The 20,232-nt window shown below is 39.1% G+C and carries 15 protein-coding genes; 8 read left to right on the top strand and 7 right to left on the bottom strand.

All coding sequences use genetic code 11. The features are described 5' to 3' along the window. Positions 1-44: 44 nt before the first annotated feature. The 3 genes from DES39_RS01715 to DES39_RS01705 all read right to left on the bottom strand — a co-directional run bounded on the left by DES39_RS01715 (position 45) and on the right by DES39_RS01705 (position 6,164). Positions 45-1,502 (bottom strand): catalase, encoded by a 1,458-nt coding sequence (locus tag DES39_RS01715; RefSeq protein WP_121144044.1) that lies wholly within the window; start codon positions 1,500-1,502, stop codon positions 45-47. A 279-nt stretch (positions 1,503-1,781) separates the two neighbouring features. Next, the gene (locus DES39_RS01710; RefSeq protein ID WP_121144043.1) at positions 1,782-3,962 is read right to left on the bottom strand and encodes an extracellular solute-binding protein; all 2,181 of its coding nucleotides are present in this window, start codon (positions 3,960-3,962) and stop codon (positions 1,782-1,784) included. A gap of 27 nt (positions 3,963-3,989) precedes the next feature. Then, a complete protein-coding gene (locus DES39_RS01705; protein WP_121144042.1) occupies positions 3,990-6,164 on the bottom strand; it encodes an IgaA/UmoB family intracellular growth attenuator in 2,175 nt (724 codons plus the stop codon). A 245-nt stretch (positions 6,165-6,409) separates the two neighbouring features. On the opposite strand from DES39_RS01705, the gene cyaY reads away from it, so the two are divergent. Then, complete coding sequence (gene cyaY / locus DES39_RS01700) at positions 6,410-6,721, top strand: iron donor protein CyaY (RefSeq protein WP_121144041.1); 312 nt, start codon at positions 6,410-6,412, stop codon at positions 6,719-6,721. A gap of 54 nt (positions 6,722-6,775) precedes the next feature. Here the strand turns inward: cyaY and ilvN are convergent, their stop codons facing one another. Both ilvN and ilvI read right to left on the bottom strand, forming a co-directional pair. Beyond that, on the bottom strand, positions 6,776-7,267 hold the full coding sequence (gene ilvN / locus DES39_RS01695) for an acetolactate synthase small subunit (RefSeq protein WP_342773779.1): 492 nt from the start codon (positions 7,265-7,267) through the stop codon (positions 6,776-6,778). Further along, positions 7,264-8,982 carry an acetolactate synthase 3 large subunit gene (gene ilvI / locus DES39_RS01690; RefSeq protein ID WP_121144039.1) on the bottom strand — a complete coding sequence of 573 codons (1,719 nt, stop codon included), beginning with the start codon at positions 8,980-8,982 and terminating at the stop codon, positions 7,264-7,266. Before ilvI ends, ilvN begins: the two co-directional genes overlap by 4 nt. A 231-nt stretch (positions 8,983-9,213) precedes the next feature. Here ilvI and DES39_RS01685 point away from each other — a divergent pair, with 231 nt between their 5' ends. From DES39_RS01685 to DES39_RS01665, 5 genes are all read left to right on the top strand, one after another. Beyond that, positions 9,214-9,666 (top strand): YaiI/YqxD family protein, encoded by a 453-nt coding sequence (locus DES39_RS01685; protein WP_121144038.1) that lies wholly within the window; start codon positions 9,214-9,216, stop codon positions 9,664-9,666. Between the two features lie 3 nt (positions 9,667-9,669). Continuing rightward, positions 9,670-10,020, top strand: a complete 351-nt coding sequence (locus DES39_RS01680; protein WP_121144037.1) for an ArsC family reductase — start codon at positions 9,670-9,672, stop codon at positions 10,018-10,020. Positions 10,021-10,023: 3 nt separating this feature from the next. After that, a complete protein-coding gene (gene dapE, locus DES39_RS01675) occupies positions 10,024-11,154 on the top strand; it encodes a succinyl-diaminopimelate desuccinylase (RefSeq protein WP_121144036.1) in 1,131 nt (376 codons plus the stop codon). 162 nt (positions 11,155-11,316) lie between these two features. After that, positions 11,317-11,502 (top strand): YpfN family protein, encoded by a 186-nt coding sequence (locus DES39_RS01670; RefSeq protein WP_121144035.1) that lies wholly within the window; start codon positions 11,317-11,319, stop codon positions 11,500-11,502. 239 nt (positions 11,503-11,741) lie between these two features. Then, positions 11,742-13,910 carry a TonB-dependent siderophore receptor gene (locus DES39_RS01665; protein ID WP_245959565.1) on the top strand — a complete coding sequence of 723 codons (2,169 nt, stop codon included), beginning with the start codon at positions 11,742-11,744 and terminating at the stop codon, positions 13,908-13,910. A 67-nt stretch (positions 13,911-13,977) separates the two neighbouring features. Here the strand turns inward: DES39_RS01665 and DES39_RS01660 are convergent, their stop codons facing one another. Next, on the bottom strand, positions 13,978-14,913 hold the full coding sequence (locus tag DES39_RS01660) for an alpha/beta hydrolase (RefSeq protein ID WP_121144033.1): 936 nt from the start codon (positions 14,911-14,913) through the stop codon (positions 13,978-13,980). Positions 14,914-14,984: 71 nt separating this feature from the next. Continuing rightward, a complete protein-coding gene (gene serC / locus DES39_RS01655) occupies positions 14,985-16,067 on the bottom strand; it encodes a 3-phosphoserine/phosphohydroxythreonine transaminase (RefSeq protein WP_121144032.1) in 1,083 nt (360 codons plus the stop codon). Positions 16,068-16,331: 264 nt separating this feature from the next. On the opposite strand from serC, the gene pcnB reads away from it, so the two are divergent. Continuing rightward, positions 16,332-17,738, top strand: coding sequence for a polynucleotide adenylyltransferase PcnB (gene pcnB / locus DES39_RS01650; RefSeq protein ID WP_121144749.1), 1,407 nt, complete (start codon positions 16,332-16,334; stop codon positions 17,736-17,738). A gap of 104 nt (positions 17,739-17,842) precedes the next feature. Further along, on the top strand, positions 17,843-20,209 hold the full coding sequence (gene lptD, locus DES39_RS01645; RefSeq protein WP_121144031.1) for an LPS assembly protein LptD: 2,367 nt from the start codon (positions 17,843-17,845) through the stop codon (positions 20,207-20,209). The last annotated feature ends 23 nt before the right edge of the window (positions 20,210-20,232 follow it).

Genomic DNA, 20,232 nt, shown 5'->3' with positions numbered 1-20,232 from the left:
AAACCACACTTAAACTGCAAGTGTGGTTGGTCTGTCAGCAGTAGTTATGACTTGATGAGATTAACGTCAATACCAAGCGCTTTAGCAATACCTTCACCGTAAGGCGCAGCAACACGATAAAAATGCTTTAATTGCCTAATTTGTACATCTTTAGACACCGTTTTCATTGATGCAGTAATATTATCAATTAGCAACTGTTTTTGGTCATCTTTCATTAAGTTAAACAAAGCGCGCGGCTGAGAATAATAATCCTCGTCAACGCGGTGATTATGGCGATCGGCTGTCACATCACCGAAATGTAATGCTGGCTCTGCATATTGAGGTTGCTGTTTTGGTGCACTCTCAATACTATTAGGCTCATAGTTCGGTGCACCTTCACTCGTAAAACGCATCGCGCCATCGCGCTGATAATTGTGATACGGGCATTTTGGCGCGTTAACTGGTAGCTGCTGATAATTAGTACCAATACGGTAACGCTGCGCATCGGCATAAGCAAACACGCGGCCTTGTAACATTTTATCTGGAGATAAACCAACACCAGGTACCACATTACTTGGCGCAAATGCCGCTTGCTCAACTTCAGAAAAATAGTTCTCAGGATTGCGATTTAGCTCTACAACACCAACTTCAATTAACGGAAAGGTTTTTTGTGACCAGACTTTAGTCACATCAAATGGATTTTCTGCATGCTGATTTGCTTGTTCCTCGGTCATCACCTGCATAAATAGGCGCCATTTTGGAAAATTGCCGGTTTTAATCGCATTAAATAAGTCTTCTTGCGCCGAATCTGGGTTACCGCCATCAAGCTTGGCTGCCTGATCAGGGTGAATATTTTTAATCCCTTGCTCGGTTCTAAAATGCCACTTCACCCAGAAGCGTTGACCATCAGCATTGATCACGCTATATGTGTGGCTACCATAACCATGCATATGACGATAACCATCGGGAATGCCGCGATCAGAGAATAATATCGTTACTTGGTGCAACGATTCTGGTGATAATGACCAAAAGTCCCACATCATTTGCGGGCTTTTTAGATTGGTTTTAGGATCACGTTTTTGAGTGTGAATAAAATCGGGGAATTTAAGTGCATCACGGATAAAAAAGACCGGCGTATTGTTACCAACAATATCCCAATTGCCTTGATCGGTATAAAATTTAACTGCAAATCCGCGTGGATCGCGCGCCGTATCCGATGAACCACGTTCACCACCTACGGTTGAAAAACGAATTAACATTGGTGTTTGTTTACCAATGTGGGCAAAAACGCTAGCATAAGAGTACTTTGTAATATCATTCGTAACAGTGAACGTGCCATACGCGGCAGAACCTTTAGCATGTACGCGTCGTTCAGGAATATTTTCTCGATTAAAATGGGCTAATTTTTCAACTAACTGATAATCATCAAGCAGCACAGGGCCACGAGCGCCAGCTGTTCGAGAATTTTGATTATCTGCAATTGGCGCACCATTAGCGGTTGTCAAAGTGTTTTTACTAGACATTGCTTACTCCTTTTAAGTTTAATAATGAATAAATTCTTAAATCGAAATATTCTATTTGATTGATACCGTATCACAAAATACTAATACCGAATAATCGAACAATATGATATTTCTAAGTAATATAAAGATTTTACAATACTTTATAGCGATATGGGAGGCTTATCAAGCGAATAATTGCTTATAAAATAGCCCATTTACCCTTAATTTAACCATTAACAATGCAATAAGAATGTTGTTTTGATATGTAGTACTTTACTCACTGATAAACTCACTACATAGCTATGAGCAAATTGATGATAATTGCCGTTTTAATTCATGATTAAGGTAATCAATAATTAATTCACTATCACATTTGGCCGTTAACCATAGCGTAATATGTTCACCAATAATACGTTCAACTTGACGCAAATTAATCGATTGCCCATTGTTAAGTTGATTTTCACGTACACCATGAACATAATTTTGCTGCACTAAATTAAACCATGGGTAATGATGCATAATTTTTTGATTTTGAAACAGGCAATCTTGTGCAACTGAACCACCGAGTAAAGCAATTTGCTCACTAATTTCCTTAGAAAAAATCCAATCAAAGAACTGACTCACCTCAGTGATTTTATCACTATAACGCGACATACCTAACGATCCACCACCAAATAGAGGACGATTACCTGGCACTGGTGCACAACCAATTAATGGCAGAATATTTTTGGTTGAAATATACGAGAACAAATTCATATAAATAATCAGCATCGCTAAGTCACCCCGCTCGAATTGTTCAACGGAGGCTTGCCACCACGCTGCCTCTAAATGATGAGCAGAACTCATAAATTTAGCTAATTCCACTAATGTTTTCATCGCAATTGATTTATCTAATACGATTTGATCATGCTCGATTAATTGGCCGCCATTGGCATAATAACGCAACAAAAACTCCGATGCGATAATTTCGGTATTACCTAAAGTAATCCCACCGCCAAATTCAATCGGCGAATCGACATTATGTTGCCGGTTAAAAAACTCACTAATTTGCGTAAATTGCTCAAAGTCCGTTGGTACGTCTAAATTACGCCGATATTTTTCAAAATACTGCCGTTTTATCAACGGATCATCAAATAAATCTTGCCGATAAAATAACATTTGAATACTGGGATCAAAAGGCACTGCATACGCTTCACCATTAAGATAAGTAAAACGTTCGGTCACTTGCTTAGCGTAATGGTTTAATAATTTGGTCAAATCAAGATTTAATTGCTTTAATGGTCGTAAAATTGACGGTGCGAACCAAGGTAAACTGGCCATGTCTATACGGATAATATCAACATCAGGATGTTGATCAAGTTCATCAAATAGGCAGTACATCTCATCAAATGACCGAACGTCTAATGTGACATCAATGCCGCTTTTTTTCTTGAAATGAGGCAATAATTTACGCAGCGCTTCAGTAGAAGGACTAGGTAAAATCAATAACTTAAGCGTTTTGCATGGTGTGGTTATAGGCTGATGATCAAAATTATCTGCAAAAAAGAAATAGCCTTTATTTTTAACTGCTATCAGCTCGTCACCCTCAACTAAATTAACGATATTTTGACTCAACAAGCCATAATTCATATGGTACTGATAAAAATTATCATCGTAACGAAATCCCTCATTAGATAACGTATAGATAGGTGGGCATTTCGCTTGATGACCAAAATAGTTAGCGCTTCTCACATAATGAGCCCGTTCGATATCACTGGTAATAATCACTTCGAATGGTTCATTAGGCTGATTGAAAAACGAAAAAGCAAGATTATAAGTGCCATCGGATGGAACTGATTCAGCATGATACAGTTGCACAGCATATTTAAGCTCATCAAAGCGGTTTAATAATCCTTGTTTTAATGCATAAGAATGCGCATTTTTAATCGAATTACTAAATAGTCCAATACGATGATACTGCTTTGTCATAACGGCATCAGCAATATCACGACCAGCTTGCTCAAAATCAAGCGAAATAAACTGCTCTGCACAAGCCGGTTTACGATAGACAAAAATAATTTTATTTTTAGGTGTTTGCAGCATTTGGTAATAAGATTCAGCACTGTCTAAGCAGGACACGACAATCACTGCTGAATCTCGCTTAGTTGCAATTTTCTGAATAAATTGTAGCTCACGCTCTTTCGCATCACGAGTAATATAGAGTGTAAGCTCATAGCCTTGCGCAACCAAATCACTAAATAATCGCTCATACAGACAATGATATTGCTCAGAGGTAATATTAGGCAACACAATCGAAATAGTTTTAGCAAATCCTTCTTTCAAAATTTTAGCTTGCGCATTGAGCCGGTAACCCAACTTTTGCGCCGCATCTTCAACCAATTTGATTTTTTTTACGCTAACATTTCCTCGCCCATTAAGTACATTAGAAACAGTACCGTGAGAGACCCCTGCCATTTTAGCAATATCTTTTATCGTAGACATGTCGTACCTGTTAAATCAACTCTAAAATCATGACAATATCAAATTATGATAATCCGCCTGAATACGCTGCAAACGGCGTTTATTGCTCACCATTTTGCTAATCCAGATGACTAATTGTAAAACAGTAACCAATAAAATAATAGCGAAAATCCCTGTATTTACAACAATCACCGAGACATTGTGATGCCCATCAAATTGGTAACGATAACTCGGATTGATCGTCATATGTGCAACCGAGCCGTCTTCATGGTAAGTAATCGCGCTAACTAAGCCGGCAATTTTCACGGTGCCAAGTCCATGAAGCATAGCGCTGTAATTGTTCATCCACTCTTTATAGCTACTTAACGAGCGCTGTGATTGCACAAACGGCGTCGCCACATCACTTTGAGAGTTAAGTATCGTCAAGCTCAAACTGTTTGGGCTTGCCTGCTGCTGTTGCAACAACGTTTTTAATAACTCTTTGCGCTGTGCAAAAATATCCCGACTTAAGGTGGCAAAAAGGTTTTCAATCGCATTAGCAGAGCGAATGTATACGATGATATTTAGGCTGTTTTGCTGTTTGACAAAATCAGATAACGCTTGCCAGGTGGCAAACTCTTTGTCATCTTGATCAGTCATTAATATCAGCAAAGTATCTTTAAGCTCAGTGCACGTACCATTGTCAGTCGTGCAAGCTTCATCAATCGCTGCCACAATATTTTGCACATCTAATAGTTTGGTGTATATTTGGCGATTATTATTGTAGTTATTTGTATTGCCAAGCATACTGGCATACATTCTTTCATAATTTTCGAGTATCTCAATTTGTGAATCACGTTTGGTGACAATTAATGAACCATTTGCTTGCTTTTCGGCCCAATTGGGTAATGGGGTACCAAGCTCACTATCATCGACAATCTCATCCGTAATAAAGATCTGATCGCAACGATAATCGGTAGTCACAGCACATGACGCGCCTAATAGTTCAATATCCACAGTATCGCCACTTTTAATCGTTGCATTTTTTAGCATTGATTGATCCATGATATGCCAAGAGGATATTTTACTAGTTAAAATACGATAACTAACGAGCACATCATCATAAAGCGAAGATGAGAATACATAAATAACTCCAGATAAAATCAAGCCAGTAATAAATAGCGCACAATTACGTCCCCAAAATGCTGGCGGGCCATATTGCTCAATTTCTTTACTAATTGATAAACTATGACCATAACGCAGCACGCTTTTTTCGGTTACCGCGATATCCATATCATTGTCAATATTGGTTTTTTCCGGCAAAATGCCTTGCCAATGCTTAGGATAAGACACCATTAAGCTATCACCAATCAACATCGTTTGAATGGTTGGATCTTGCTCTTCAATAGTGCCTTTAATACGGTTCACCTTACCACGGTGCCTTTTTGGTCGATGGAAATAAAAAATGATTGCACAAACCGCACTAATGCCGCTGATAATTAATAGCCAACTATCATTATCATCACTGTATATTATCGCCATAATGGTTGCCATCACCCAAAAAATGACCGTGAGAATACCTAAATTTGATTTATTATAACGCTCAGATTCGAAGGGTGTTTCATCGCGCTGGGCTAAAATTTCACAACGACGATGTTTGGCTTGATGAATAAGGGGATCTAGATCTGGGTCATGCTCTTGCTGTTCGAGCTGTGCAATATCTTCATCACTAATTGTTTTAAACTGCCCATGCCCCCCGGTATGCCACTGCTCATCACGAGAGCCTTGCGCATCGCACTCGGCTTTTGCTGTCGCTAAGTCGTATCCATTAATACTGACCACAAAGGCATATTGCTCGGTAAAAACGACCTCGGCGATATTATCTGCCGCGGTGTACGAATCCATACCATATGGCAGAAAGACTTCAATATCACCAATAACAAAATAATAAGTTGACTCCGCGCCATTGGTACTAAAACTATGACGCACACATGATCCAGAAATCACAGACACGTCATAACTAACTAATGAGGATTGATATTTATAAGGTCGTACTAATGATTTATCGTCAAGATAAGGCTTTAACAAAAGATATTCATCTTCAGTTAACTGCCTAATTGCTTGGTTATTTTCAAGTGCCTGTTTTAAATTATGCTTATTATCACTACGTTGAATGAGATAACCAATAGCAGAAAAGAGCCCTATACCTAAGATAATGAGATTTAGGATCAGTGAAATTCCCATTGTGATTAACCTTATTTTTCTATGCAAAGATTAACTTTTACGATTTAAAAAGTCCGATCTAATTTATTGTTTTTGTGAAATGATTATATACGCATTATTGGTAAGTTTGAACAAACAGGTATTAAAATGATGAAAATATCAAACACGATAAATATCAAAATTGTTTTAGGAATATCATCGCTCGATTAGTGCAAATTTATCAAGCTATGTTAAACTGTGGCAATAATTAGACACTGAGAACGATTATGAATCTTAACCAATTTCATCAACTGGCAGAGCAGCTTTTTTCTAATATAGAACAGCAACTTGATGCATTTTCTCAACAATACGATACCGATATTGATTATGAAACGCATGGCAATGTTATTTCGATTACATTTGAGAATCACAGTAAAATAATTATCAATACACAAGAGCCATTATTACAAATCTGGATGGCAAGTCGTCAACAAGGCTATCACTTTGATTTTAAAGATGGCATATGGGTATGTAACCGTTGCGGACTTACATTCCAACAATTATTTAACCAATCAGTTCAAGACCAAATTGCCAACTAGATATAAAAAAGGAGCTAATAGCTCCTTTTAATCAATAAAAACAACTAGTTATTATTAGCTCTTGTCACTACGCGATAATCCAACAATTCCAGAGCGAACCATTTCAATAATGTCACACGTTTCGCGAATAGCATTTAAAAATGACTCTAACTTCTCGCTCGTGCCGGCAAGTTGCACAATAAATTGTGTTGCTTTGACATCAACAATCGATCCGCGAAAAATATCAACGCAGCGTTTGACTTCATCCCTTGCCGCTGAACTTTTAGCGGCAACTTTAATTAGCATAATTTCACGCTCAACATGAGGACCTTCAGTCAAATCATAAACTCGATAGACATCAATTAATTTATGTAACTGTTTTTGGATCTGTTCAAGTACATGCGCATCACCGCTAGTTTGAATCGTCATGCGTGACATGGTTGGATCTTCTGTTGGCGCAACCGTCACGCTTTCGATATTAAAACCACGTTGAGAGAACAAACCAATAACACGCGATAAAGCACCGGGTTCATTTTCAATTAAAATTGATAATATATAACGCATTATGTTCTCTCCGTTTTACTTAACCACATCTCGTTCATCGCACCGCCTCGAATTTGCATAGGATAGACGTGCTCAGTTTCATCGGTCATCACATCAACAAATACCAGTTTATTTTTTATTGCTAAAGCTTCTTTTAGCATCGGCTCAAGGTCTTCACGTTTTTTTATTGAAATACCAATATGTCCGTAAGCCTGAGCAATTTTAGCAAAATCCGGTAATGATTCCATATACGAACTCGAGTGTCGCCCAGCATAAATCATATCTTGCCACTGTTTAACCATACCTAAGAAACGGTTATTGAGATTCAAAATGACAACAGGTAAATCATACTGCAATGCGGTTGACAATTCCTGAATATTCATTTGAATACTGCCATCACCAGTGATACAGACTACTTGTTTGTGTGGAAATGCAAGTTTAACGCCTAGCGCAGCTGGGAAACCAAAGCCCATCGTCCCAAGTCCACCTGATGTGATAAAATGCCGCGGTTTATCAAAGGGATAATAGAGCGCGGCAAACATTTGATGTTGCCCAACATCAGTTGTAACATAAGCCTCACCATGAGTGAGTTTGTAAAGGGTTTCAACGGCTTCTTGTGGTTTAATCAAATCACCATCATGGCTATAACTTAAACATTTTTTAGCCCGCCAATGTTCAATTTGCTTCCACCAATTAACCAGCGCATCTAAATCACGTTTACTGTGATCCTCGGCTAATTGCTCAAGCATATTGTCAACAACAAATTTTGCATCACCAACAACTGGAACACTTGCCATAATAGTCTTTGAGATTGAGGTTGGATCAATATCAACGTGAACGATTTTAGCTTCAGGACAATATTTAGCCAAATTATTGGTAGTTCTGTCATCAAAACGTGCACCAACCGCAAAGATCACATCCGCATTATGCATCGCCATGTTAGCTTCATAAACGCCGTGCATACCGAGCATGCCCAAATTTTGTTTATGTGTACCTGGGAACGCACTAATTCCCATTAAGGTTGTTGTAACTGGCAGATTTAATTTTTCTGCTAATTGCATAACGGCGACCTCTGCATTAGCAGCAATCACTCCACCACCAATATAAAACACCGGTTTTTTAGCACTAAGCAACACTTTTAATGCTTTCTTAATTTGACCTTTATGGCCTTGTACCGTTGGATTGTAAGAGCGCATTGCTACCGATGACGGATAGCTATACGGATATTTTATCGCGGGATTCATGACGTCTTTTGGCAAATCAATAACAACTGGCCCAGGCCGTCCTGTCGAGGCAATGTAAAATGCTTTTTTTATTGTTTCAGCAATATCTTCCGTCTTCTTCACCAAAAAACTATGCTTGACAACCGGACGTGAAATCCCGATCATATCGCACTCTTGAAAAGCATCATAACCAATTAGATGGCTTGCCACTTGGCCTGATATCACCACCATTGGCACGGAGTCCATATAAGCTGTCGCAATACCGGTAATCGTGTTAGTCGCACCTGGCCCAGAGGTCACAAGTACCACACCAACATCACCGGTTGCTCTTGCATAACCATCAGCCATATGAACAGCCGCTTGTTCGTGTCTGACAAGCACATGCTCAATGCCGCCTAACGTATGTATTGCATCATAAATATCTAATACGCTACCGCCTGGATAACCAAAAATCTGTTTAACACCTTGATCGATCAAAGATTGGATAACCATCTCTGCACCCGACAATTTTGCCATGCTTGCCTCCGCTATGATTTCTTACAAGATAAAATAAGATCATAATTTATTGATTTGAATAAATAGAATTATAATGATTTAATTGAGATTGTTAAGCAGATAAAACAAAGTTTCGTTAAAATACGATAATAAAAAAAACAATCTGTTATTTTAAGCCGATTTCGATTAATACATACAACATAACTAAACAGTTATTACAATTTGCTTTATATTCAATATTTAAGGACCTTTATGCACATTTGGATCGATGCTGATGCATGCCCTAACCCAATTAAAGAGATTATCTATCGTGCTTCACATAGAAAACAGATCTGCGTAACACTTGTTGCAAACCAGCGGCTAACTATTCCCATATCTCCGTTGATAAAAATGCGCCAAGTCGACAAAGGATTTGATATCGCCGATAATGAGATTGTAAGATTAGTTGCTGCTAACGATTTAGTTATTACTTCTGACATTCCACTCGCCGCTGATATACTTAACAAACACGCTTATGTATTAACGCCCAGAGGGGAACGCTACACCCTTGATAGCATCAAGGAGAGACTCGTGATGCGTGATTTTATGGAAACCATGCGAGCAAGTGGCATTCAATCAGGTGGCCCTGCGCCTTTATCTAGCAAAGATCGCGAACAATTTGCTAACCAATTAGATCGACTACTTTCCACTTTAGATAAGGGGTAATTTATGTTAACCATTTATGGTATAAAAAATTGTGACACCATGAAAAAAGCCTTTAACTGGCTCGATGAACACCAAATTAAGTATCAATTTCATAACTATAAAACCGACGGTTTGTCTGCCGAAATACTACAAAATTTTATGGATAAATTAGGTTGGCAAACTATTTTAAATACCCGCGGCACAACTTGGCGCAAGCTTGATGAAGCGTTTCGTCAAAGCATTGATAATGCAGACGCCGCGAAGCAGCTGATGTTGGAACAGACATCGATTATTAAACGCCCCATTTTAATTGCGGGTGGCAAAGCACTCGCAGGGTTTTCACCCGAACTCTATCAACAATTTTTTGAGAATTAATCTATGTCTGAATCTGTGATTGAACTGACCAAACAACTGATTGCCGAAAAATCAGTTAGCCCTGATGATAAAGCTTGTCAAGCAATGCTTATTGCGCGCTTAAAAGCGTTGAATTTTACAATTGAAGAACTCAACTATAATCAAACTAAAAACTTATGGGCTTATCATGGTAACGGTAAAACATTGATGTTTGCAGGCCATACTGATGTCGTGCCGGCGGGCGATGAATCCAAATGGCTTTACCCTCCTTATCAGCCAACTATTGATAGTGAAGGTTATTTATATGGTCGAGGCGCGGCGGATATGAAAGGCGGCATCGCCGCAATGATCTGCGCAGCCGAGGATTTTATCAAGCAAAATCCCAATCATCAGGGGCGGATTGCGTTTTTAATCACCTCCGATGAAGAGGCAGATGCCAGTGACGGCACGGTCAAAGTCGTACAAGCGCTCATGGAGCGTAACGAACATATTGATTACTGCATTGTTGGTGAACCGTCGAGTGATAAAATTATTGGTGATCAAATTAAAAATGGTCGCCGAGGCTCGATCACCGCCAATTTAGTTGTGCACGGTATTCAAGGGCATGTCGCCTATCCACATTTAGCCGATAATCCTGTGCATCGCTTTGCACCAGCGTTAAACGAACTCGTTAATACCGAGTGGGATAAAGGTAATGAATACTTTCCAGCCACCTCAATGCAAGTTGCTAATATTAACGGTGGCACTGGCGCTGAAAATGTGATTCCCGGTGATTTAGCCGTGCAATTTAATTTTCGTTATAGCAGTGAATTAACCGATGAAATCATCAAACAGCGCGTTGAACAGATATTACATAAACACAATTTGAACTATAGCCTACGTTGGCGTTTATCTGGTCACCCATTTTTAACTCAGCAAGGCGAACTCACTGATGCGGCGCAAAATGTGATTAAAAATGTGATGAATATTGATAGCAAGCTATCAACCAGTGGCGGCACTTCCGATGGTCGTTTCATCGCGAAAATGGGCTGTCAGGTGATTGAACTTGGCGTGACCAACAGTACCATTCATAAAGTCAATGAACGGGTGCATTGTGACGAACTGGTTAAACTCAAAACGATTTATCAAGGCATCATCACAAAATTACTCGCCTAAACAGTGGCAAACATGATACACATCATGCAAAATGGAGCATTACTGAACACAATCTTGGGGGGTGAAAAAATACCGCCAAGATCGTGGTTCTCAATATGCTCGTGTATTTAATTAACTTGGCAGCAATCAATTTAACGTAATTTCACAATAATAGGTTAATCTATGGAATGGCTAAAAGGGTATTGGTGGTTGATTCTCATTGTCTTATTAGGCATTTTTATCAATACCATCAAAGATCTGCGCAAAACGAGCTTTAAAAGCTACTTAGATAAAAAGAAAGGTATTAAACCGATCCCTTATGATGACGATGAGGATGATTGGCCAAGTGATAAATCCCCGCCTAAATAATACCAGCCAATTATGCCATGAATATTTGCTCACCTGATGGTGAGCTTTTACTGAGTATGCAATAGCCCGCCTAAGGTAATGCGTTAAAAATAAACGATTAATTTTTGTTTGCTTAAAAACCGATAAAATTGTTATTTACAATACTTATTTTTTGATGATAATGAGAACGATTTTTATTACCATGTGGGCAATCTATGTTTAAACTCAAACCGTCTTATTATTTATCACTGCTTATCAGCATGAGCTGTGGTATGGCCGTTGCACAGGAATCTGATGTGCAAGAACCCGATGATGTTATGGTTATTACCGCCGCCGAACAAACGCGTCAAGCACTGGGTGTTTCGGTTATTTCGTCACAAGATTTACAAAAATCACCACCGAAAAATGATTTATCAGAAATCATTCGCACCATGCCGGGCGTCAATTTAACCGGTAACTCAAGCAGCGGTCAACGGGGTAATAATCGCCAAATCGATATCCGCGGTATGGGCCCTGAGAATACACTCATATTAATCGATGGCAAGCCGGTCAAAAGCCGCATGTCAGTGCGTTATGGCTGGCGTGGCGAGCGAGATACACGAGGTGATACTAACTGGGTACCAGCTGATTTAGTTGAACGCATTGATGTCATTCGTGGCCCAGCTGCTGCTCGCTATGGCGATGGCGCAGCCGGTGGCGTAGTCAATATTGTGACTAAACAGCCAACTGGCGAATTCCATGGCTCAATCAACAGCTATATCGATTTCCCCAAACACAGCAAAGAAGGTGCGACTAAACGCACGGATATCATGCTAACGGGCGGTTTAACCGATAATTTAAGTTTTAGATTATATGGTAATTTAAACAAAACCGATGCTGATGACTGGGATATTAACAAAAATCATCAGATTAACCCAGCATCATTAACCGCTGGCCGTGAAGGGGTAAGAAACAAAGATCTTAATGGGCTACTACGTTGGGATATTACTGATCAACAATCAATCGATTTTGAAGCAGGTACCAGCCGACAAGGCAATATTTATGCTGGCGATACTCAAAATAACAATCCTAGCCCATTAGTGAGTAGCTTATATGGTCAAGAGACCAACCGCATTTATCGCCAGAACTATGCGATTACTCATCGAGGTTATTGGGATAATGGTGTTAACTCGCTGTCTTATATTCAATATGAAAAAACCAATAACAGCCGTATTAATGAAGGTAAAGCTGGCGGTACAGAAGGGAGATTTTTAGGTGGATTTAACACTATCCACTATGATAACTTAACCCTACATAATGAAACCAATATTCCGTTTGACGCATGGGTCTCGCAAATGTTAACCATTGGCGCAGAGTATAACTATCAAAAACTCAATGACCCTACCTCAAATGATCAATCAACAGCTGAAGGGGGAAGTGTTCCGGGCATCGATGATAAAAACCGTTCAACTAAAGCATCATCCAATGCTTATGCCGTCTTTGTTGAAAACAATATTGAGCTGACATCAACTACCATGTTAACGCCAGAACTGCGCTTTGATCACCACAGTGTATCAGGCAGTAATTGGAGCCCGGCGTTAAATCTATCGCAAGAACTCGGTGATTATTTCACCTTAAAGCTGGGTATTGCCAGAGCTTATAAATCACCGAACTTATACCAATCTAACCCTAATTACCTACTATATAGCCGTGGCCAAGGCTGTTATGCCGGAGGCGGTAGTTGCTATTTAATGGGGAATGAGGATTTAAAAGCAGAAACCAGCGTTAATAAAGAAATTGGTTTAGAATTTCATAACAATCAAGGTTTAGTTGCAGGTGTGACCTATTTCCGTAACGATTACCATAATAAAATTGAAGCGGGTAACACAGTTATTGGCAACGCCACTAGTGGCAGCGGTTCTAATATTTTCCAATGGGAAAATGTGCCGCGTGCACTGGTTGAAGGGATTGAAGGATCACTCTCTTTGCCGGTCACCGATAAAATCAATTGGCGCAATAATTTAACCTGGATGATTACCACCGAAAATAAAGAAACCGGTGACTATTTATCGGTCATTCCTAAATTTACGTTGAATTCATCGATTGACTGGCAGGCTACCGATCAGCTTTCTTTACTGACGTCATTAACCTGGTATGGCAGACAAAAACCGAAAAAATATGATTTCAACGGCGATATTGTGAGTGACAGTTCAACCAATCAACTAAGCCCATACTCTATCGTTAATTTTAGCGGCAAATACCAGTTCAATAAGAATTTCACCCTATCGATGGGCGTTGATAATATCTTTGATAAACGTTTATTCCGCGAAGGGAATGCATCTTCACTGAAAAACCCAACAACAGGTGCAGTGACCGTTTATGGCGCTGGAGCTGCAACCTATAATGAGTCGGGTAGAACGTTCTTTGTGAGTACCAATCTTTCATTCTAAATTGCGTACTTTGATCTAAAAGGCGGCATTTAGCCGCCTTTTTATTTTGAATCAATACAACCTATCACTACTGTAATAACTGCGATAAACGCTCTTCAAGCACTAAAATACCAACGGTTTGATGAATCTGCTGCGGATAAATTTTAGTCTCCACACTCAGCGCATCCGTCGATGAATTTGATAATAAGGTTGCTAAATCGCGCACATTATCCACCATACGTCGATTTTGCAAATGCTGAGCTCGTAGCTGTTTTGCTGTTTCAGAAGGGAAAACTTCTTTGCCAGTGAGCGATTGTTCTAATGCACCAACCGACAAATATAAATGGGCCGGATGAGCCAAGTTAATCGACTTAGAATCGGCAAGAAAATTCTGCGCTTCTTGCAAAATATAGCGATCGTTAAACCAAATTGATGGACTAGAGGCAATATAATCTGAAAATGCGTTAGGCTGCGTAAATAACGTGTGTAACACAAATATGCCGCCAATTGAGTGACCAAAAATAATTTGTCGATTAGGATCAATCGCAAATCGCTGTTCAACCCTCGGTTTCAATTCTGTTTGCAAAAAGCCCCCAAAATCATCCGCGCCGCCATAAGCCTCCAGGACATTGGCTTTCCCATTCGATAAAACTTCTGGAATCAGCTCTGGTGGATTAGGTAAATAATCGCGCATACGCCGAGTTTGCTCTGGATAATCAATCGCAACAACAATGATCGGCATTGACTGCCGCTGCACAAAATCAACCACATCAGTAAAAAAGCTATCGCCATCAAGTAAATAAATAACTGGCCATCCTTGTGGCGGAATCGCTGTGTCAGGATGATAGATCGCGATTTTATAATCACCGATTATCTTAGAATGCACAATTTCAGTTTGACTGTTCTTCACAGTATTAACTTCACTATTGATTGGGTTATTTTCGTTTTTTGCATAGCCGGTTAACAACAAAATGCTACTTAAGCATACTAACAAACCGGATACCACTCGCCCCAGTATCGCCATCAAATTCAATTCATCCTTAATGTAAAACTCGCCAAGCGGGTTAACGAATAGACGCGGTATCAGGCTTAAGCCTATCCCTGTGTTTTTTCAAAATGGCGCATAAAATCGATCAGGTAATTGACCCCATCAAGATCCATCGCATTATAGATAGATGCACGCATTCCGCCGACAATTCGGTGTCCTTTAATGCCAATAATCCCCGCTTTTGTTGCTTGTGCGACAAAGCATTTATCAATCTCTTCATTTGGCGAAACAAAAGGTACATTCATGATCGAACGGTTAGGCTTGGCAATGTGGTTTTGATAAAAATCAGAGCCATCGATATATTGGTATAACGTGGTCGCTTTTTGCAAATTACGTTGCTCCATCGCAGCCAAACCACCGAGTTGCTTGATCCATTTAAACACCAGACCAGAGAGATACCAGGCAAACGTTGGTGGCGTATTAAACATCGAATCATGCTTACTCTCAATGGCATAATCAAGCACCGACGGTAATGCCGTGTGGCTTTTGCCTAATAAATCTTCACGCACAATCACAATGGTAATACCCGACGGGCCAATGTTTTTTTGCGCACCAGCATAAATAATGCCATAGCGGCTCACATCAATCGGCTTTGATAAGATACAAGATGAATAGTCTGCCACCACAATTTTATCAGCAAAATTGGGCTCTTCAAAAATCGCTAAACCATCAATTGTTTCATTCGGGCAGTAGTGCACGTAAGCCGCATCTTGATTAAGCTGCCAATTTGCCATCGGTTTTAGTGCTACTTTGCCATCGTGCTTGGTTTTAATATCAACGCGATTAGCCTGACAATATTTATCTGCTTCATCGGCAGCACATTGACTCCAGTAACCACTATCAATATAGTCAGCCGCGCGCTTACCCCCAAGAATATTCAACGGCACTGCGGCAAACTGCGCTCTTGCCCCGCCCTGTAAGAATAAAATTTTATAGTTGTTAGGCACATTAAGAATCGATCTTAAATTCTGCGTCGCTTCAATCGCACAAGCATCAAACTCTTTACCGCGGTGACTAAGCTCCATAACCGATGCACCAGTATGATTCCAATCCAAAAGTTCAGTTTGGGCTTGTTTTAACACATCAGCAGGAAGAATAGCTGGTCCAGCACTAAAATTATAGGTTTTCATATTATTCAACTCGCAACGATTTCAAAGTTATTAATGAGAGAGTATGCTCTATTCTAGTACAGAATTTTACAAAGGCAATTAATCCGCTAATAATTCTGTCATTTGAAAGATATTTTGCGAATTTAATATGTTGCGCTATAATTAGCGCCAATTTTTATTACCCATCTATCATTGCTTTTGGAGTTCATTATTTTTAAGCGAGTCTCACAAGTTTATCGTAAACTTTTTCATGCTGATAAGGTTAAAAAAACCGCTAATAAGCCAATGCAAACAACGCAGTTAAATACTTCGTTTGATGCTAATGACAACGTTTCGGTGAAAATTATCCCTCGAAATGCACATAATATTTCACGTAAAGCAATTAGTGATAATGCATTAAAAGTTTTATATCGCTTAAACAATCAAGGCTATGAGGCCTATTTAGTCGGTGGCTGCGTTCGCGATCTATTACTAGGTCGCCGTCCTAAAGATTTTGACATTACAACTAATGCAACCCCAGAGCAAGTACAAAAGTCATTTCGTAACTGCCGCTTAGTGGGAAGACGTTTTCGCCTAGCACATATCATGTTCGGTAAAGAAACGATTGAAGTTGCAACCTTCCGAGGAGAACATCTTGAGTCTGATGGTGATGTTAATACTTCAGCACAACTTGTAGATAATAATCAGTCCAAACGTTCTCAAACTGGGATGCTATTACGGGATAACGTTTATGGTACCATCGAACAAGATGCAATGCGCCGAGATTTTACCATTAACAGTTTATACTATAATGTGAAAGATTTTACGATTCGAGATTATTGCAATGGCGTAGAAGATTTGAAAAATGGCGTCATTCGTTTAATTGGTGATCCTAAAACGCGCTATCGCGAAGACCCGGTTCGGATGCTCCGCGCAGTTCGCTTTGCCGCAAAACTCGATATGACAATTGAAGAACAATCTGCAGCGCCAATTAAAAATCTAGCACCATTACTTAACAATATTCCATCAGCCAGATTGTTTGATGAATCACTCAAATTACTGCAAGGTGGCTATGGTTATCAGACCTATTTGTTATTGAGAAAATACGAACTATTTGCACCACTATTCCCAACTATTGCCCGTCTCTTACCTGCTCAAGATATTAATAACAAAACGCATTTAAGTTTAGTTGAACAAATGCTTGAACAAACATTAAAAAATACTGATTACCGAATTAGTCACAATCAGCGTATTAATCCAGCATTCCTTTTTGCTGCCATGTTATGGTATCCACTTTGCGAACAAACCCAAATGTTAATTTTAGAAAGTGGCCTAACTTATCACGATGCGTTTGATCTCGCTATGCATGATATTTTAGATGAGCAGTGTTCGAAAATTGCTATTCCAAAACGTTTTACCAGCGTTATGTGTGATATATGGCGTCTCCAGTTACGCTTAAATAAACTCAGCATAAAACGCGTTAATGCAGTGTTTGAACATGCTAAATTCCGTGCGGGTTATGATCTACTTGAACTTAGAGCATCACTAGAAAAAGGCGAACTGCTTGAATTAGCAAGTTGGTGGGATGAGTATCAACATACCGACCCAGCTAAACGAGAAAATATGGTCCTACAAATTGTCAATCGTGAGAAGAAACAGCCTGCTAAGTATCGTAAAAACAAAAATTCACGTCTAAGCAAAAAAATACAATAGCGTGATAAAACTGTTAAGATATTTAAGTTATTAGTTAGCACTTTTAAAATTTAACGTTATAATATCACGATTGAATTTTACTATGTAATGACGGCTAATTGCTAATGAAAAAATTAACTCCATCTTTTATTGCAGCGGCGGTTTGTCTGTCAGTGCACAGTCAAGACAGCTTCGCTAATATGGAGCTTGTGCCCCCAGCATCAACAAATAATCAATGCCTAATTGATGTGCCAATATATAATCGTCCCCTTGTTGAAGGGGATGTCAATACTTTACCTATCGAGGTTTCATCCGACAAATTTGAGATAGATTTGCCAAATCAAGCGATATACAGCGGAAATGTGCTTGCAACACAGGGAAATCGGATGGTTAATTCTGAACAAATTATCATTAATCAAACCGCGAATACAAATCGTAACCTTGTTCTAAGCGGTAATGTGGTTTATCAAGATAATTTGATTGAGATGCAAGGCAATAAAGCCGAAATGAATTTAAATACCGATGATATCGAAATCCAAAATGGGCAATATCACCTAGTTGGGCGCCTTGGGCGCGGCACCGCAGATAATATGACCTTTAATGACAATCGGTATATTGTTTTAAACAATGGTAGTTTTACCTCGTGCCCCATTAATGACAGTAGCTGGAATATTGAAGGTTCTAAAATCATTTATGATAATAGGGAACAGTTACTTGAAGTCTGGAATGCCGTATTTAAAATCGGTAAAGTGCCAGTATTGTATTCACCCTATTTACAGCTACCTACAGGCAATAAACGGCGCTCAGGATTACTAATGCCTGAAATATCTTATGATAGCATTGATGGTATCGATGTTTCTTTGCCATTTTACTGGAATATAGCGCCTAATTATGATGCTACGTTTACACCGAGAATTATTCAGCGTCGAGGCGTACAGCTCCAGACCGAAATGCGTTATTTAAATTATGTCGGTTTAGGTACGATAGCCTTTGACTGGCTACAGCACGATAGACTCTACAGTAACGATAGAAAAGATAGCAATAACAGTGGTTACAGTGAGAATGACTATCGTTGGTTATTTCACTGGAAAAATAATCAGTTAATTAATGATAACTGGCGGTTTAATGTTGATGCAACTCGTGTAAGTGATAATCAATATATTACTGATCTGAGTTCTAAATATGCTTCTGAAACTGATGGTTATCTAACGCAACACTATCAATTAGGTTATACCGATCAATATTGGGATATTGGCTTAAATTATAAATATTTTCAAGCTTTACGTGATGATATTAAAGATGATTTATACCGAGCAGAACCTCAACTAAACATTAATTATTATAATAATGATAACGATGGAATAAATTTCCGAACGTTCGGCCAAGTCTCTCATTTTGTAAGCAGCGGCAGTGCCAATCCAACTGCCTGGCGTTTCCATGTCGAGCCAACTCTTGATTACACTATCTTGTCATCTTGGGCATCAGTTACTGCAGAAGCTGGATTTATGGCAACGCATTACAATCAAGACATTCCTAGAGTGAATAAAAATGCTGATCTCGAAAGCAGTGTCAATCGATTTATGCCAAAAATTGGTATTGACGGTAAGGTCATTTTTGAACGCCAAGCCGTATTACTTGACGGTTATACACAAACATTAGAACCACGGATTAAGTATCTCTACATCCCTTATCGTAATCAATCACAAATACGTAACTACGATTCATCACTGTTACAATCTGATTATATTGGACTCTTTAGAGACCAGCCTTATAGTGGTTTAGATAGGATTGCGTCCTCAAATAAAGTTGCAACTGGAGTAACCACTCGATTTTATGATGCCAATAAAATAGAAAAATTTAATCTCTCCCTAGGGCAAATTTACTATTTTACTAAATCTAGAACCGGCGATACCTCGTCCCCACTCGATCAAAATGATGGTACAGGAAGTGTTACTTGGGCTACAGATACATTTTGGCGGATTAATCAAGATATTATTACGCGCAGCGGTATACAATATGATACCCGTATTAACGAAATATCGCTTGCAAATGCCATTATTGAATATCGCAAAACAGATAATAAACTCGTGCAACTCTCGTATCGTTATGCTAATAAAAATTATATCAACGGGATCAATCTCACCAATAATACTACCCCTTATCAGCAAAGTATTTCTCAAATTGGAGTAATCTCTTCTTGGCCTCTTACTGAGACGGTGAGCGTGGTCGGTTCTCTGTTTTATGATATTGATAATAAGCAATCATCTAATAGCTATGTCGGATTACATTATGCTGATTGCTGTTGGGGCGTTACATTACAATACGGACGTAAAATTACCGACTGGGATAACATCTCTAAAGAAAGTATCTACGAGAATAAATTTTCCATTAATTTTGAATTACGTGGCCTGACTAAAAATAGTAATATGACCGCAAAAATGTTAGATTTTGGTTTATTACCTTATAAAACAGCATTTGAAGAAGATTATTGAACTAATTAACAAAGTAATTGTCC

The sequence above is a fragment of the Orbus hercynius genome (genome assembly GCF_003634275.1).
GTDB classification, from domain to species: Bacteria; Pseudomonadota; Gammaproteobacteria; order Enterobacterales; family Orbaceae; genus Orbus; species Orbus hercynius.
Note: the sequence above shows the minus strand (reverse complement) of the source record. Positions and strands in the feature narration are given on the sequence as shown.